24 protein-coding genes are annotated in these 15283 nt (G+C 43.8%); all 24 read right to left on the reverse strand.

Annotation, left to right across the window (positions count from 1 at the left end):
• Nucleotides 1-6: 6 nt before the first annotated feature.
• The 24 genes from KSZ58_RS03715 to KSZ58_RS03830 all read right to left on the reverse strand — a co-directional run bounded on the left by KSZ58_RS03715 (nt 7) and on the right by KSZ58_RS03830 (nt 15275).
• Nucleotides 7-147: a hypothetical protein gene (locus tag KSZ58_RS03715; protein ID WP_217752615.1), complete on the reverse strand. Its 141-nt coding sequence runs from the start codon at nt 145-147 to the stop codon at nt 7-9.
• 56 nt (nt 148-203) lie between these two features.
• Nucleotides 204-572, reverse strand: coding sequence for a hypothetical protein (locus tag KSZ58_RS03720; protein ID WP_022300025.1), 369 nt, complete (start codon nt 570-572; stop codon nt 204-206).
• Between the two features lie 15 nt (nt 573-587).
• Nucleotides 588-1100, reverse strand: a complete 513-nt coding sequence (locus KSZ58_RS03725) for a phage tail protein (protein WP_233104433.1) — start codon at nt 1098-1100, stop codon at nt 588-590.
• A 100-nt stretch (nt 1101-1200) separates the two neighbouring features.
• A complete protein-coding gene (locus KSZ58_RS03730; RefSeq protein ID WP_009270433.1) occupies nt 1201-1683 on the reverse strand; it encodes a hypothetical protein in 483 nt (160 codons plus the stop codon).
• Nucleotides 1683-2003, reverse strand: a complete 321-nt coding sequence (locus tag KSZ58_RS03735; protein ID WP_009270434.1) for a hypothetical protein — start codon at nt 2001-2003, stop codon at nt 1683-1685. Before KSZ58_RS03735 ends, KSZ58_RS03730 begins: the two co-directional genes overlap by 1 nt.
• The gene (locus KSZ58_RS03740; RefSeq protein ID WP_022300026.1) at nt 1978-2334 is read right to left on the reverse strand and encodes a hypothetical protein; all 357 of its coding nucleotides are present in this window, start codon (nt 2332-2334) and stop codon (nt 1978-1980) included. The genes KSZ58_RS03735 and KSZ58_RS03740 overlap by 26 nt, the downstream gene beginning before the upstream one ends.
• A 2-nt stretch (nt 2335-2336) precedes the next feature.
• On the reverse strand, nt 2337-2606 hold the full coding sequence (locus tag KSZ58_RS03745; RefSeq protein ID WP_002607690.1) for a hypothetical protein: 270 nt from the start codon (nt 2604-2606) through the stop codon (nt 2337-2339).
• 15 nt (nt 2607-2621) lie between these two features.
• On the reverse strand, nt 2622-4307 hold the full coding sequence (locus KSZ58_RS03750; RefSeq protein WP_022300027.1) for a phage major capsid protein: 1686 nt from the start codon (nt 4305-4307) through the stop codon (nt 2622-2624).
• Complete coding sequence (locus KSZ58_RS03755; RefSeq protein ID WP_022300028.1) at nt 4307-4879, reverse strand: HK97 family phage prohead protease; 573 nt, start codon at nt 4877-4879, stop codon at nt 4307-4309. The genes KSZ58_RS03750 and KSZ58_RS03755 overlap by 1 nt, the downstream gene beginning before the upstream one ends.
• Complete coding sequence (locus KSZ58_RS03760; RefSeq protein ID WP_022300029.1) at nt 4872-6086, reverse strand: phage portal protein; 1215 nt, start codon at nt 6084-6086, stop codon at nt 4872-4874. Before KSZ58_RS03760 ends, KSZ58_RS03755 begins: the two co-directional genes overlap by 8 nt.
• Nucleotides 6087-6096: 10 nt before the next feature.
• Nucleotides 6097-7833, reverse strand: coding sequence for a terminase large subunit (locus tag KSZ58_RS03765; RefSeq protein ID WP_224727211.1), 1737 nt, complete (start codon nt 7831-7833; stop codon nt 6097-6099).
• Complete coding sequence (locus KSZ58_RS03770; protein WP_009270440.1) at nt 7817-8209, reverse strand: P27 family phage terminase small subunit; 393 nt, start codon at nt 8207-8209, stop codon at nt 7817-7819. Before KSZ58_RS03770 ends, KSZ58_RS03765 begins: the two co-directional genes overlap by 17 nt.
• A 64-nt stretch (nt 8210-8273) precedes the next feature.
• Nucleotides 8274-8564 (reverse strand): hypothetical protein, encoded by a 291-nt coding sequence (locus KSZ58_RS03775; RefSeq protein ID WP_142419489.1) that lies wholly within the window; start codon nt 8562-8564, stop codon nt 8274-8276.
• A complete protein-coding gene (locus KSZ58_RS03780) occupies nt 8561-8857 on the reverse strand; it encodes a hypothetical protein (protein WP_022300032.1) in 297 nt (98 codons plus the stop codon). Before KSZ58_RS03780 ends, KSZ58_RS03775 begins: the two co-directional genes overlap by 4 nt.
• A 164-nt stretch (nt 8858-9021) precedes the next feature.
• The gene (locus KSZ58_RS03785) at nt 9022-9333 is read right to left on the reverse strand and encodes a hypothetical protein (RefSeq protein ID WP_009270443.1); all 312 of its coding nucleotides are present in this window, start codon (nt 9331-9333) and stop codon (nt 9022-9024) included.
• The gene (locus KSZ58_RS03790; RefSeq protein ID WP_022300033.1) at nt 9308-9580 is read right to left on the reverse strand and encodes a hypothetical protein; all 273 of its coding nucleotides are present in this window, start codon (nt 9578-9580) and stop codon (nt 9308-9310) included. Before KSZ58_RS03790 ends, KSZ58_RS03785 begins: the two co-directional genes overlap by 26 nt.
• On the reverse strand, nt 9577-9903 hold the full coding sequence (locus KSZ58_RS22535; RefSeq protein WP_022300034.1) for a hypothetical protein: 327 nt from the start codon (nt 9901-9903) through the stop codon (nt 9577-9579). Before KSZ58_RS22535 ends, KSZ58_RS03790 begins: the two co-directional genes overlap by 4 nt.
• Nucleotides 9900-10130, reverse strand: coding sequence for a hypothetical protein (locus tag KSZ58_RS03800; protein WP_142419490.1), 231 nt, complete (start codon nt 10128-10130; stop codon nt 9900-9902). Before KSZ58_RS03800 ends, KSZ58_RS22535 begins: the two co-directional genes overlap by 4 nt.
• Before the next feature lie 150 nt (nt 10131-10280).
• Nucleotides 10281-10628, reverse strand: a complete 348-nt coding sequence (locus KSZ58_RS03805) for a hypothetical protein (protein WP_224727213.1) — start codon at nt 10626-10628, stop codon at nt 10281-10283.
• Between the two features lie 73 nt (nt 10629-10701).
• Entirely contained in the window at nt 10702-10881 is a 180-nt protein-coding gene (locus KSZ58_RS03810; protein ID WP_022300037.1) for a hypothetical protein, read from the reverse strand.
• A 3-nt stretch (nt 10882-10884) separates the two neighbouring features.
• Nucleotides 10885-11556: a site-specific integrase gene (locus tag KSZ58_RS03815; protein WP_022300038.1), complete on the reverse strand. Its 672-nt coding sequence runs from the start codon at nt 11554-11556 to the stop codon at nt 10885-10887.
• 11 nt (nt 11557-11567) lie between these two features.
• Nucleotides 11568-12143, reverse strand: coding sequence for a hypothetical protein (locus KSZ58_RS03820; protein WP_022300039.1), 576 nt, complete (start codon nt 12141-12143; stop codon nt 11568-11570).
• Nucleotides 12136-14649 carry a DNA methyltransferase gene (locus KSZ58_RS03825; RefSeq protein ID WP_022300040.1) on the reverse strand — a complete coding sequence of 838 codons (2514 nt, stop codon included), beginning with the start codon at nt 14647-14649 and terminating at the stop codon, nt 12136-12138. The genes KSZ58_RS03820 and KSZ58_RS03825 overlap by 8 nt, the downstream gene beginning before the upstream one ends.
• Nucleotides 14646-15275: a hypothetical protein gene (locus KSZ58_RS03830; protein WP_217752616.1), complete on the reverse strand. Its 630-nt coding sequence runs from the start codon at nt 15273-15275 to the stop codon at nt 14646-14648. Before KSZ58_RS03830 ends, KSZ58_RS03825 begins: the two co-directional genes overlap by 4 nt.
• Nucleotides 15276-15283 lie beyond the last annotated feature (8 nt).

Consider the following 15283-nt stretch of genomic DNA (forward strand, 5'->3'; position numbering starts at 1 on the left):
ACCTCACTATTTCAATGACGGGATGAAATCCCCATTTATTTCACTATCAGCTTCCGCATATCCCTTGATACGCTGATACATTTCTACAATATCACTCAGCTCACCGATCGGCATGTGTGCAAATTCATATTCCTGCATGCCGATCATGCGAGCCCATACAGATAAACAAAGGTAGTGATCGTCAGTTCCCTTTTCACCTTTTTTTACTTTGTTGTTGATTCTTTTTTTTTCGATTTGACGAGCGTACTGTACATCGCCTCCGTCAATATTCCGGAATCTTCATATCCAATATCTGCATATAAAGATTCTTTATTCGGGATATCCAGTATCAGTTCCTTTCCATCCTGCTGCTTGATCTTCTTTCGGTTACAGTACTGGATACCTTCGCATATCATGATATACACGATATCCTTTACAAGTCTTATGCTATTTTTTTTAAATTTTTCAGGTTCCAATAAACAGTCCACCATTTTTGTGACCGGAATATATTCATCCTCGATTTGTTCTGCTGCATTCAAGGAGAATACGAGGGGATATGTCTTCCCCTCGATACTGAGTAATGATATTCTCATGTCCATCTACCTCCTTTATGCATCTGTTTTTCCGCATTTGTATTCCAAGTACAGAGCAGCTTCCGCTCTTGTCTGGAACCATGCGTCCATCATCCAAGGATGCTCATATTTATCATCTACCAGATCACTGCGCATAACTGTTCCGGTGATCGTCGGTGTCTGCCATTCGATAGATTCCCCTTTCGTCGTTGCCGCTTGTTCCGGAACATTGAAGAACACCTTCGGCAGGAATACTGCTCTGTATTTTGTGACATCATTGTTTTGATGTGCTTCAATTACACCGATACCCAAATACGGAGCTACACGTTTATCGTCATAAATGCCTTCTGTCGCATTTTTATCTGTGTTATATGTGAATTCTTCCGTTCGGATACCCAGTACCTTTTTCGATGCCTCTTGCGTCAGGTCATCTGTTGTCAGTGACAATTCGCCATTTTGGAATGTACCCTTATCGTGTTCTGCATCCATGTCATCTGCATATAGCGGATTATCTTCGCTCTGATTGATCGCAAGTGAGTATTCCACCATCTTCGCGACTGTTGCCTATTCACTGTATGTCGGTTTGTTTCCCGTCCCCGAATAGTCATACATGCCGACGATCAGCATGCTCAATCCTTTGATTGCCATATCATTTCATCTCCTTTTTTATTTCATTTTCGATGGTATCCGCCATCGCTTTTACTGCTGTTTTTTTATTCTTCGTTACTGCTCTGTTTACAAATGGATTTTTCTTTCTAAACGATGTTCCACTATTTACAGAACGAGCGATAACCTGGTTTGGAACACCTTTCGGATACTTCTTCGTTTTGTCACGACCATATCCATCCCATCCGACTTTGGCATTCACAAAATCACTATCTTCTTGTATAGGAGCAATCCCCATTCCCTCAATCAAATCTGCTTTTTGCCTATTTGATATCCCGCTTATAGGTTTTTCTGGAGATCCGTATCCATTATCTACAGGAATATCTTTGATTTCATCTTTGATTGCGTCTGCAATGATTCCCGCACCTTTATACACGCCTTTGTGAATGATATCGTCAGACACTTTTCCCATCCTTTTTATAGATTTGATATAATCATTCAGTCCTTTATCCTGTATTTTTGCCATTATGCCACCTCAAAATGCCATTCATAATGGATATATCCTGTTTCATCTTCGTATTGTATTGATTCAATACGGCAAGTGATTTCTGCATCTTCTAATGCCCTTGTTATCTCCTGTACCCACGGATCATATTCTTGTTTCGTAAACAGATCGATTGTTCCGTTAATGACCATTATTTCGTGTTTATCGTCAGCATGTAGCGAATCTCCTTCGATTCCTTCCTGCCATACGATGTATCTTTCTTCGCTGCCAGTCTTTTCAAAATGATGAACATCTTTAGTGACCGTCAACAGGGCATCACGTACTCGCTTCAGTAGTTCCATATGGCTCACCTCTTCGCTCCAAGGACAACACCGTGATCGGTATCCCTTCATCGTCTTGGCCATGCTGCACCTGCAATATCGTATACTGCCTGCCGTCTATGCTTGCAATATCCCGACCGGCAGAAATCGAACGTTCCCGGTATACATGGATCACTTCATCCAGCGTATCACCTGCCTGCTTTGCGGTATAATTGCGCACGATACCAACCTTTTCATATCCGAAATACAGTGATAACCTTGGACGATAGTCGTACACCGGCTTATTCCCGGGCTCTGCCACATTCACTCTTTCGCAGATATCTACGATCCCATCATCATATGTATAGGCCATCTTCATTCCCTCGCTTTCTGAGAAAATAGCAGATTGTTCAGCTCATAGCGTAGGAAGCGCGGCATGATCATTTCAGATGATGCGCGTTTGCGGTACAGGAACGCCGCATAATGTTCGATGGTATATTGATAGTCCATCGATCCGTCGTCCTGTATCCCCATCCGCTTCATGAGCGCTTCCGCATTCTTCAACAAGGTGCGCAGGTATGGTTCCTCAGATGGTGGCGTCTTCAGGTCCTGCTTTAGGACCGTTAGCAGCAATTCTTCATCCATCTGCTTTTACCGCCTTTATGCAGCTGCACTCTTGTTCACTGTTACGATATATTCTTTTTCCACACCAGCGAAGCTGACGGTGATGCTCAGCGTGTTTTCTCCATCTGTGAAGGATGCGGTTTCACCATTGTTCACAGGTGTTTCTTTATTCTTGATCGTGATGGTAGCTCCTGCACGTTTCGCAACCGCTTCGATCTTGCTGCTGGCATTGGATGTGTTTACCATGTATTCATAGGTTCCTGCACTGAATACAGGGAACAGTTTATTGCTGCCGATCTTTAAGCTTGCCAGCTGCACATCCTCTTCGTTTGCTTTGTCCGGCGCAAATACAATAGATGTCGTTGGTGTCTTTCCGCTGATATTGATCAGTCCGAATGCTTCCGCGATGACCGGCTTTCCATCAAATCGCTCCGTACCTTTGAATACGGTTTGATCTTCCAGGAAACGTACATGTTCAGACTGTCCCAGCTGCAGACCTTTGCGCTGTACAGCCTTGTAATTCGTCATATAGCCGAATGCAATATCTCCATCGGCCATGAACTTAAGTTCTTCTACCTTTCCGCCAACAACCGGCATCGTATCATTCATACCGCTGACGATCGTCGCATTCATATTCGTATCCATCGCTTCCACGACAAGATCGAGCTTTGTCTGTCGATTCATCATCCATACCAGATTTCCTGAATCATAATCGGTAAAGATCATTTTCAGGCAGCGCACGATCTCTTTGAACAATTCTTTTCCTGTCTTTCCGGTGATCGTTTTGATATTGGATTCGTGAAGGTCTTTCCATTCCCGCTCTGTGTCGTTGTGGTCGCTTGGTTTTACGGTCTGCGCCAGACGGGTGACAATCCCCATCGGCATCTTGACGCCTGTTCCATATACGATAGCCTTATCCTTAGCCTTTGCGATCGCGATACCTAATGCATTGATCAGCTCCTGCGCCAGGTTTACGTCATTATCTTCTAACAGCGCATTGCAGACCTTGAAAAAGCCGGCTACCTTGAATCCGTCCATTTCCACATCGTTGAAACCTAACTCCAACTCATTCAGCTTTCCGCACTGCTCAGTCCATACCGCTTCCGGAACGCTCCCCATGATCGTGATACGTGCCGTACCAGTGATATCGCTCTTGTTAGTATACTTCAGCAGCTTGGAATTTGCTTCGGTCACCTCTTTGATCATCGGCAGGAAGTTTTGTGGGATGATCAATCCTGCATTGCCGATTGCTCTTTTCTCTTTGATGCAGGAGCGTACCTGCTGCATGAAGTCCTTTACCTCCTCATTTGCGAAGATCGCGCTTCTTTCCTGCATGGTACGTCCGAAAAATTCTGTTCTTGTTTCCATATCTCTATCCTTTCCTCTCTTGCTTCTGCTGTTCTGACTTGCTCCCTGATCATCGCCTGCCTGCGGCTCCGGCGGTGTACTTTCCTGCTCCTTGATTTTGTTTTCCAGCTCTTCGATCTCATCCTCCAACTTTTTCTTTTCGGCTTCATGAGCATCCTTTTCCTTTGTCAGGTCTTCTACAGCATCCTCTACGACCTTACGGTCTGCTTCCGGTGTGCTTTCATCCATTTCTGCGATGGACGCTTCCAGCTCCTGTTCCCGTGTCCGGAAACCTTCATCCTTACTTCTCAATTCTTCCAGCAGCTTTTTCTTCATTGCTGCCTTATTTCTCATCAACAATACTTTTAATGCCATCACGATTCTCCTTTCAATTTTTTAATCGTATTCATTTTCCAAGCTTCGAAGCTGCGTTTTGTCATATCCTCCAGCTGCCGCTTCCTTGCGCTTACGCAGGTTTCTTCATATGCTGGGAATGTAACGATCGACACTTCATACAGCTTCACTTTTTTGATCGTCCAATGTGTTTTATTATCGATACTTGATACATCTTCGTCGACGATCTCAAATCCGATAGAACACTGATCGACGTCACCACGTTTTACCCGTTCGTATACGTTCATAGCATCGACATCATTACGATTGATCTTTACATCTCCCCATAGACCGGTATCATCGACTCGCAGCTGCAGCGTCCCTGCTTTCGTACGCCCAATGACCAGGCGCGTCTTGTGGTCGATCAAAGCACGGATATCTTCATTCAGCTGATCGTCGAATGCATGAGGGTCGATGCTTTCTGACATCCCTTTCCATATTTCATAATTACTATTAAATACAGCAAAATAACCACTGATATATAGGTCGTTGTCCTGTTCGCGCGTTTCAAATTTTGCCTGTGCGCTTCGCAGCTGCCGCTTTCCTCTATCCACCTTCTTCACCTTCTTTCTTTTTCAACTTCTTCTGGTCACCGATCATACCTGCTGGTATGTAGTTTTCCAGAATCACTAATTCATCCAGACCATCCTTATGTGGCATGTCGATCCAATCTCGTACCTCGTTTCCTTCCATGATCCCTCTGGTATAGAGATTTGCGCCAACATTAGCTAACGTGTCGATATCATACGAATGCAGAGAACGTGCATTGAATCGAAAATATAATGTTGGATCAATCAGAACAGCTTTTGTGAAAGCCTGTTCGATACATTGACAGATCGTTTTTATCCTTGTATTGATAAAATTGTTCCAGGCATCCGCTTTGAATTCTCCGATTCCCAGAACGAACGGCGGTACGTCCAAGATGGCCGCCACCGTTTTTTTATCCAGCTCCACATTTTCCTGTATCGCCAGGTCTTTTAGACTCAATGGTTTAACAGTTTCTACTTCAAACGAATCTGCGGGAAGCAGCCACGGTTCCCCGGCTTCGGTGCTGGTCACATATTTTTTCAGCAGCTGAGAACGTCCTTCTTTACTGCTCAGCTCCTCTGTATCCGCGTCCACCTTCACGATGATAGAAGGCTTCCATTTTGATTCCATGAATCCTTTCTTCGTGATACTCGCCTGCAGGAGTGTCTCTGCGACCTGCTTTAAGCTTTTACGATACCCCTCGCCCTTCCATGGCACTTCCGGATCCGGGTTCATTGCGATATGGATGAGGTCCCATGGCTCATAGGTCTGTCCGTAGATCATAATCTTATATCCATAGCCGTCCGGCAGGAAGGTGGTCTGACTTGGTGGTATCGGCAATAGATCGTCCAGCAGTCCATCTTTTGTTTTTGGAAGCACTACAGCATTACCGTCACCCTCCAGCAATAGCGCACGCACGATCGTCTGGATGAAGGTCGAACGCGTCATGTAGCGATTCGGTTCGATGTCGATCTTGCGCGATAATCCGTTCCGGATCCGTATATCTCCTTTATCCTGTGTATTCTGCATCAAATGGATAGACATGCTGCCGATCAGATTCGCGATCTTATTGACTGCCGATATGATCTCCGGATTTTTTGCCAGCGATGCATAGCCGCTGCTGCAAAGCATATCGTAAGTACTGATATCACACAGATATGTGGATGTACGCTCTTCGCTTCTTTTCTGCCTTGGGTCCGCTCTCACCTTTCCTTTATTTCTCTGTTCGCTCATTGATTCCCTCCTATTCCAGGAATGCCGCTGCATTCGCTGATTTTTCGTTTGCGATCAGCTTTTGTTTGCACGCAATGACGGTCGCGTCGAACAGGTCGATACGCTGTGTCGGCATGACTTTCTGAAAGCGGACAAATTCGTCACTGTCTTCGATGGCTTTTACATTGCTGATACAATATTCAAACGCTTTGTTGTGTAGATAATAGAATTGTTGTTTGATTACCTTTCGCTCGATCTCACGGAAGGCTTCTGTCTTTTCAAATGGTCTCTGCGACTGGTCGCGCATCTTGAAGCCTGCTTTCTTCATCTTCATGACAAATTCACGCGCATATTTCCGGTCGTATCCTGTCCATTTCAGCTTGAAGCCCATTTTTTTCATGTGGATGAACCACTTCACGACATCCTCGTACTCTACCACTGCGCCATTGCACATCGTGAGCCACCCCTGTTCCTCCCACCAGAATACCGGTATGTTGTCGTCGTCCGCTTTTTTATGAGCGATCGCCCGTGGTATGAATGCATGCGATATCGTGATGTCTACATCCTTGTAGGTCCCGTATATCGTTGCCCCTGTAAGGTCATGCATCTTCGATAGATCGGCACCTCCATACCATTTGATCGGCAGCTTTGCCAGCTCCTCCAATGTCCAGTTGTATTTTTCATCGGATGAAGTCACCTGCATCATGTCGAAATATGTGTCGATTGCATCCGTGAAGACATTCAGCGACTTCGCAAAATAATCTTTTCGCTGCTGCGGATCATTGAGTGCTTCCATGGCTCCTTCCATCAGTTCATCTGGTCGGATCGATTGCCCATATGCGGGATTTGCCATTTCCTGGATCCGCGGATTCGTAAAATCCAGAAACTTTGCACCGTTTTCATCTACGGAGTAATCAGCTTCGCAAATAAATATGAAATAGCGGTCATTTTCAACTTCTTTGTCCAGTATCTTTTTACAGTAGGTTACCTTTTGCGCAAGAAAGCTGTTCGGATCATCACCGGCTGTCGATATACCGATCATAAGTTTATTGCTGTACGCCTTCATTGCTTCTTTGAATAAGTTATATTGCTTTGGTTTTTTGAAAGCGTGGATCTCATCTGCAATGGCCAAGTTACAGTTGAAGGAATCCTGCGCATCCGGATTTGCGGCCAGTGCATCCAAACGGAAAAACCCGGTCCCGATCGCTGCTTCGATGGAATGCTCGTTGTTGTTGTCTATGATATGGAATGCTCCTCCATGATCCTTGGCATCCTCTTTCATCCTTTTGATGTTATATTCTAAAAAATTGAATGTTTGCATGGCCTGCTTCGAATCCGCTGCCACGATATAGATGCTTGACCCTGATCTCCGCCATAACAAACCTAGCGCGTACGCTAACGCACCGGCGAATGTCGTCTTAACATTTTTTCGTGGAATGAAGATCAGGCACTCGGTAAACCGATTGATCTTCGTTCCTGCCATCTTGAAGCCTACGAGATTATAAACGATGAATTTGTGAAATGGCATCAGGAAGAAAGGAGTACCACGAAGCTCTGTGCCATCTAGCAGCTGCCCTTTCTCATGACATATCGTCAGCTCGATGATACCGATCACAAATTCCGCATCGCTTGTTATAAAGTCCCATCGTTCATCCTGCAGATCGTCAAGAAATCGCTGACACGCCTTGATTCGATATTCGTTCGCTACGATGGAGCCATCACAGACCCCGTTCGCATAGTCCATGACTTCCTTAAGATTTTCGTTCAAGCCGTTCCAACGCTTCACCCAGGACGCTCTTCTTGCCCTGGTCCAGTCCTTTCGCTTTGATCGCCTTAAATCCTTTTGGTGTCAGACCGAAAAGATTCTCCATCTCAATGAGTTCGCGGCGCAGATTTTCCATAGATAGGTACAGCGGTGCTTTCCGTATGTTGGTGGCACCTGCTTTGTTGGTGTACTTTTCGGTCACTTTGCAGCCTGTTTCCCGCCATGTTCCGCATAAGATATCATATTGCATGCGCATATCTGCATACCGTTGTATCGGGATGTTAAATTCCTCCCGATAAACGCCTAAACTTCGCATTTTTTCGATCGTTTCATTTCTGATCTTGTTGGTCCGGATGGTGATCTTTTTATCGCTCAGCATGTGCTCACCCCCTTTTTTCTAAAAATCATTAGAGTTGGAAGAAGTTACCCTACCCAGTAGAGAATTATGTTTTCTCAGATTCTGCAGCTGGGGGGGATTCATTCCGTATAGCAGCAATGTTCTTTTCAGATCCGTCTTTCATGCAGATGATCGTTTCTGTAGATCCGTCAGCCAGCAGTCTTCTTGTCAGCGTGTCGATGCCGTCTGCCAGTCTGTCCACGATTATGAGCAGCTCACGATCCTCCTGTGGCTCGCAGTATCCCTGTATCGTCAATGACTCCGGTGTAATCGTTTCTTTTGCTTTATGAAATGCTTTCAGCATGTCTTCATATTCTTTCCTTGGCTCAGGCTTCATGCCTTGTTCCTCCAATCCCTTCCAGGTATCGTTATATCCATCAGTTGCCTTCCCAGTGCTGTCAGCTCTCCGGTCTTTCTGTTCTCTAACTTGTTATGGCTTCCTTGGCTCACGCTAATCAGATTCCAGTCACACCATGCGTATTCCGGATACGTTTCTGCCGGATAGATATGGTGCACGGTCGTTGCTTCTTCTGCACGGCCATACATTGCAGCTACCCGGTCCCTATACTTATCCAGACGCAGGATATGCTTCTGCTTCTTTTTCCACTTCCTGTGGTAATAATCAAACATCCTACCACTCCTTCATAAGCGAAATTATAGGGATCAGAATGATTCTTGGCAATCCAACAAATTGTCTTTGCTTTGGTCTTCATTTTGTCTGTGCTTTTGTCTATGTTTTGTACTGTATTTTGTCTATCTTTTATATTCCGGCATCAAAAAAAGATGTGAAATATTTACACATCTTCTTTCGCTTCCATGATTTCCTTCATTACTTCGTCAGCATATAAGGTATCTATTATCCTGCATATCAGTCTATCTCTATGCTTATACACCGTCTGTTTTGCGAATCCCGTTGCTGCAATAACTTCTTCAAATGTCATTTGCTTAAAATAATGTAAATCGATTATAGGATAATATTTATCACCCTTTATGCTCTCTATTGCTTCATCCAGTTTCTTGTAGCTTGTCTGTGTACATTTTGGGTGTAAGAACAATATCTTCTCCACCTTCTTAAATCGCTTACTTCTTGTGGTCGCTTTGCTCATATATTTCTCTTACCTTTCTAATCAAAGATTCCGACGGTATCCACTTGAAACCATACTGCCGGATAAATACATTTTCTGGTGTTTGTAACCATTCTCTTGTCAGCTGCAGCGCATTATAAGATTCCACATGTCCTGATTCCCGTGTGACTAACACCAAGTCATCAAACGGTATGCGTACACACACTACTGGATCCGACATCCTATATACTTCCTCCACAGCATCCTCCGGCGTTATTACATCTATCATGTGCAGCTCACGTAGTCATCACAACATACATCATCTTTCCATGCATACATTCCAGTTGTTATGCATCTACCACTCTTAAAATTAAGACAACTTCCACATGTTTGTTTTATTGGTTTTTCTATTGATCCTTTCCTTTTAAATTTAAATTCGGTGCATGATCCATATATTGTTCTCAATCCTTCGCTCTCTTCATCATACACTTCTGCTTTGATACAACTTGTTTTGGTTTCCTTGTCTCTGTATTGGCATACATTAAGCACTATATCATATACCTTTCCATGGAATTCCATATCATGGGTATCTCTAAACTCATCATAATTCATCGTCTTATTCCCTCCTGTTGTGCAATATTCCTGTATACCTGCAGCCTTCCATTGACAACCTTCATTGCCACAATCTCTCCTCTGGTCTTTCTTAATTCTGTTTCGATCGATGCAGCGTGCAGATCCGTTTCCTTCATCCGCTGGGCTTCGTATTCCAGTGTATTGAGATAGGTTGTTTTCTCAACGATGATGTTTTGCATGATTTCCATTGCTTCTTCCAGTGTCATTTTCCTTGTTTCCTCCTCTTTAAATATGTTACATACACTATAAAACTGTAACGTATTTTTGGATGTCTCATGATGTGTGTAATAGCTGATGTATAAAGGCTTTACGCTCATTTCACGGTGCCCTTTATCAAAAAATATGTGCAAACTTTTTCATTTCCGATTTTTCTGCTTTGCCAGGTATAAAAACCACTCTTTCCAGCACTTCTCGTTTGACATCCTGCATTTATCTTTCCTGCAGCGGTTTGGTGTGAAGGCATATATGGATTTTGGACATGCAGATGTATCGTCCATCTTTCCTTCTGCATTCTCATATTTGATATGTTCGCATGCTCTTGTGAATGCATCTTCCAACACTATGTAATGTTCAATTAACTCTCTTAATGGTTTCAGATATTCTTCCGCATCTTCGTATGTATCTGTGCATAGGCACATCAGTTCGATACCTTCATATAACTCTTGATATTCATTCATAGCCTGTTCCCTTTCTGTGTTATCCATGATCTAAGCTTTTTCAGCATCTTTTCTACTCTCCTTTGTACGTTTCCGGCAGCTCCTGCCATGCGATTACTTTCTAATTTTCCCTGTCGATACATTTATTATTGCAATGCCATTGCTTACCATATCCATATCCTGTAAATATCTTTTCTACTTTCCGCTGTCCATATACGTTTTCTAACGTTGCTAATACTGCATATCCTGCAAAGATCGGCATCATCTCTTTTACCGATATCCATTCATCTTCTTTTGGCATTCTTTATCCTCCTATATAAATAGACTGGCGTGTCTTTTGGACATCATTTGCATCCCACATGATGTATAACAGCGTCGTCGAAGAATCACTATGGTTATACATTTTTTGCAGTGTCAGCAGCTTACCACCATTTTTATAGTACATGTATCCAAACGTTTTACGCAGGCTGTGCATCGCGAAGTTATACGGTATGTTGCATTCTTTTTTTATATCATCCATGATGCGGTCGGCCTGCTGGCGGCTGATTGCTCGTATCACACCGTCCTTTCTTTGCGACGGGAACAGATATTCATGTTCCGTCAGGCCAAGCGTGTCAGCGTATTTCTGGACGTCCTGCACAAATTTTTTATTCAGCGGGAATATCTGTTGTTTCCCCGTCTTGTTTTCTTTAATGTGCATATGGCCACCGATGATGTCACCCACTTCCAGCTGCAGCAGGTCTTCGGTCCTAAAGCCCACGTTTATTGCGACCATGAACAGCATATAATTGCGATAATATGTTTCATATCGTCTCAGCTGCCCTTTCTGCTTTGCACGATCACGCTTTACCAATAGATATTTTGATATCCTGTGCAGCTCTTTCTCATCCTTGATCGGCAGTGTTTGCTTTTTTCCTTTGGTCTTGTATTTGATATGGCGCGTCTGCTGGCGGTCCCTGTAGCTTGTTTTCCCCATATCTCTTCTACCTATAATCTAAACTCCGGCTCTTTGCCAATTAGTCTAAGATAGCGGTATTCTTCACCTTCCATTAGATAATAGGTTATGTTCGTCCACCCTCCTGCATCGTGATCGAAGCGATGATATATGATATCTCCATCATCATTCATAAACGGCGCTGTATAGCTGTCAAATGCCGGAGCGCCTTGCGAACAGTAGGTCATGACTTCTTTTTCAAGCATTGGGTCGTATATCTTCCCCCATTCTCTGGCATTTACCCAGGATAAAAACTTTCCACGCTCATCCGGTGCCAAAGCCTGCCCGCACTCCCCACAATATTTGTCTGACTTTTTCACCCAAATTCCGCAGGTCGGGCATTTTGCGATTACAGTAGTTCCTTTTTTAAATATTGCGCAGCCTATTTTAACATCTCTTTTCAACGTATCAACACATATCATTTTAGGCATCATACGATCTAATGCCGGTTTGATATCGTCTACAAGCTTATACAAGTCTTTTGCGGAGCACGGCTGCCCTATCATGCTATCTAGCTCTGCGCATGCATCCATAGCTTTTATGACAATATTCTTTTCTTTTTCATCCACTTCTGTTTTCCTCCTTTGTAAAATCAAACAAGCTCGGCATGTCTCTCTGATCCTGTGCATCCTTACAGTAACCTACTCCATCACGAAAGTAGTCCTGTGACAGCTCGATACCATATCCTTTTCGGTCCATCTTGATGGCCATCATTGGTACTGTAAACAAGCCGGCAAATGGATCAAGCACAGTATCACCTGTATTGCTGTAGCGGTTTATGATCCGCTCTACAATATCCAACTGTAAAGGGCATACATGCATCTGGACCTGCCGCCGGCTCTGCTCTGTGTTGAGCGTCCGCATACGATTGATATCGTCCCACACCTCATCTGTCCAGCTGCCTGGTGCAACGACCATGAAAGATGCCGGCAGTTTGTCCTGTACATCCAGCTGCTGCGCTATCTCACAATGCTCATGGTAATCATATACACTACTTCGTGAGTATTTGCGGTATGCCTTTTGCAGGTCTTTTATATCCATCTGCAGGATCTCTTTTTTTGTCAGCAGTCTATCTCCGGAGCTGCGCCAGTAGCCATGCGCGTCGATCTGCCACTGTGCCCGGCCATACTCTTCCTTGCTTTTTACGACTGGCTCATCCGCGTATGCATTGCTTCTGTCCGTCGGAAGCTTTCGAAATAGTAATACGTACTCTGGACACCCTACTCCCATCTTGCTACCATCCTTGCACTGCTCCGACCATCCCAACCGGTACGTCTGATTATTTTCCCGCACGACATCCGTTACAATGGTGATCATGCCGAAATACTGAAATCCGTGTTTTGTATAATGCTCAATGCATAAGGCGTGAAACGGCTCTATTGTTGGCATGCCGGTGCCAGTCGCATTGCCAAACAGTACCCTGTCCTTTACATGTATTGCCGCAACACGGCCAGGCTTTAAGATGCGCAGCAGCTCCGGCGTCAGAAAGTCCATCTGCCGGAAGAATTCTGCTGTCGTTTCATTATGCCCAAAATCGTTATATGTCGGCGTGTATTCATAATGATTTGAAAACGGAATCGACGTGTGGATCAGGTCAATGCTGTTTTCATCCATTCTTTTTGTTTCCTGTACACAATCGTCATTAACAGCCGTGTACAGCTTCTCTTCTATCTTCACTGTTTCATCCCACACTTTCCTTTTCATAAATGCTTCTTTGTTTGCTTCACTTAAACCGTATTTATGTACTATCTCCACCATCTTATCTACAAGGTGGTCGTGGTTCTTCCACTTCTCCAGCAGGGCTGTTTTTATGTTTTCTTCATCTTCCGTGTATATGACATCGATAATCACCTGTTCTTTCTGTAAGAACCGATAGATACGGTGTATTGCTTGTATAAAATCATTGAACTTGTAATCTATCCCCAGAAATACAGCACGGTGACAGTGCTTCTGGAAATTACATCCGGATCCGGACATAGATTTCTTTGTTGTGAATACTCTTGTTCGACCTTCTGAGAAGTCAATGATCCGTTCCTCTCTGGTGTCGATGTCCATTGATCCGTAGATATCCACTGTTTCCGGGACGGCTTTTTTTAAAGTCTTTCGTTCATCTTCCAGGTCATGCCATATTACAAAGTTAGCATTCGGATCCGCATCTATAATCATTTTAGCTTTGGCGATGCGCTGCTGCAGGCTCTCGCGTTTTAATTGCGCCGCATCCTGCAGAGATCCAGCAGCATCCTGATATAGCTGATATTCGCCATTTTTCCCGACAATATCGCCATGCTCTATTTTCAGTTTATGCCACCGGATATCCATTCCCGGCAGGTCGTAACCGGCATCGCTGTACTGCGGATCAATGTCCGACGGCTTTGTGACAAATATTGCCCAGCTAGACATCCACATCCAGAACTCATCCTCCTGAGCTGGTAGCAGTGTCAGATTATTTGCTTTCGTGCTGTCACGTTTGAAGAATCGTGTAAGAGCCTGTCCGGTATCCATAATCTCCAAAAAGCCGGCGTAATGTATCAACTCTTTGTACCTGTTTGGCGATGGTGTTGCTGTTGCGACAATCTTGTATTTCACACCCTTGAATTTGTCGATAAACGTCTGATATACCTTTGATCCGAATGAACGTAGTACAGAAGCTTCATCCAGTGACACTGCCACGAAATATGATGGGTCTATATCTCCATCCCTGACACGCTCATAATTCGTGATCATGATATCGTTATCGCAGACCCTGATATCCTGCATGCAGGTAACGTATGTTGGTCTGTTCATATCGAGCAGCTGCACTGCATCATGTACAAATTCCTGTTTTACGCCCAGTGGCATAATGAGCAATGCTTTTCCATGCTCGTGTTGCGTTATGATCCTGCAATACTCCAACTCCATTATCGTTTTGCCAAGCCCAAATGACGCAAACAACGCCCGCCGACCACCTTTTACCAGCCATTTAACGATATCCCTCTGATGCGGCAGCAAGACATGATGCAGCTCTCCGGTATCTATATCAAATCCGGAAACCGGCGCCTGCTCGATCTTACTTCGAATAAATTCAAGATAGTTCATAATTCCTTCACCATTTGTTTTAATGTTTTATTAGCATTATATAATCTGTCATACGGAAACTCATGTTCCTGCAGATATCGGAAGTAATCTGATGTTCCTTCGAATCCTTTTATATTATCCGGTTTCGCATGTGTAAACTGTGTGTACAGTATGCGATTCAACGCCACTTTATAATTCTTTGGTTCGATTTTTCTATCTGCGGTTCCCATACAGATTTTATCGTCATAAAACATATTTGGCATTGCATGCCGGTATAACTGCGTCTGCATGCCTTCTAACTTTTTATAACAATATGCCACGATATCCTTCACCTTCTGTTCACTATGCTTTATTGCATAGATAGAATTCGGATAATTTATTTCAAACGCTTTTCCTGCATACATTACAATTTCTTTATGCTCTGGCTGTTTGACAACGATACACTTCGGTGACACAGCAATGACGTCTTCGTCTATCGTTATCATATCTTCTTTGTAATTATCGATATCTGTAGCTTCAGGAAACGTCTTTTTCATTTTGCAAACAAGATCCTTTATACTAACTGCTTTAAAAATATCCTTGTCTTTTACGCAGTCATGCACCAGTATTTCAGCATCATTGCTACGGTCAGTTAATCTTATAATCATTTCTTCCA

Origin of the sequence: Erysipelatoclostridium sp. DFI.2.3, assembly GCF_019132535.1 — a bacterium.
In the GTDB taxonomy this organism is placed as follows: domain Bacteria; phylum Bacillota_I; class Bacilli_A; order Erysipelotrichales; family Erysipelotrichaceae; genus Clostridium_AQ; species Clostridium_AQ innocuum.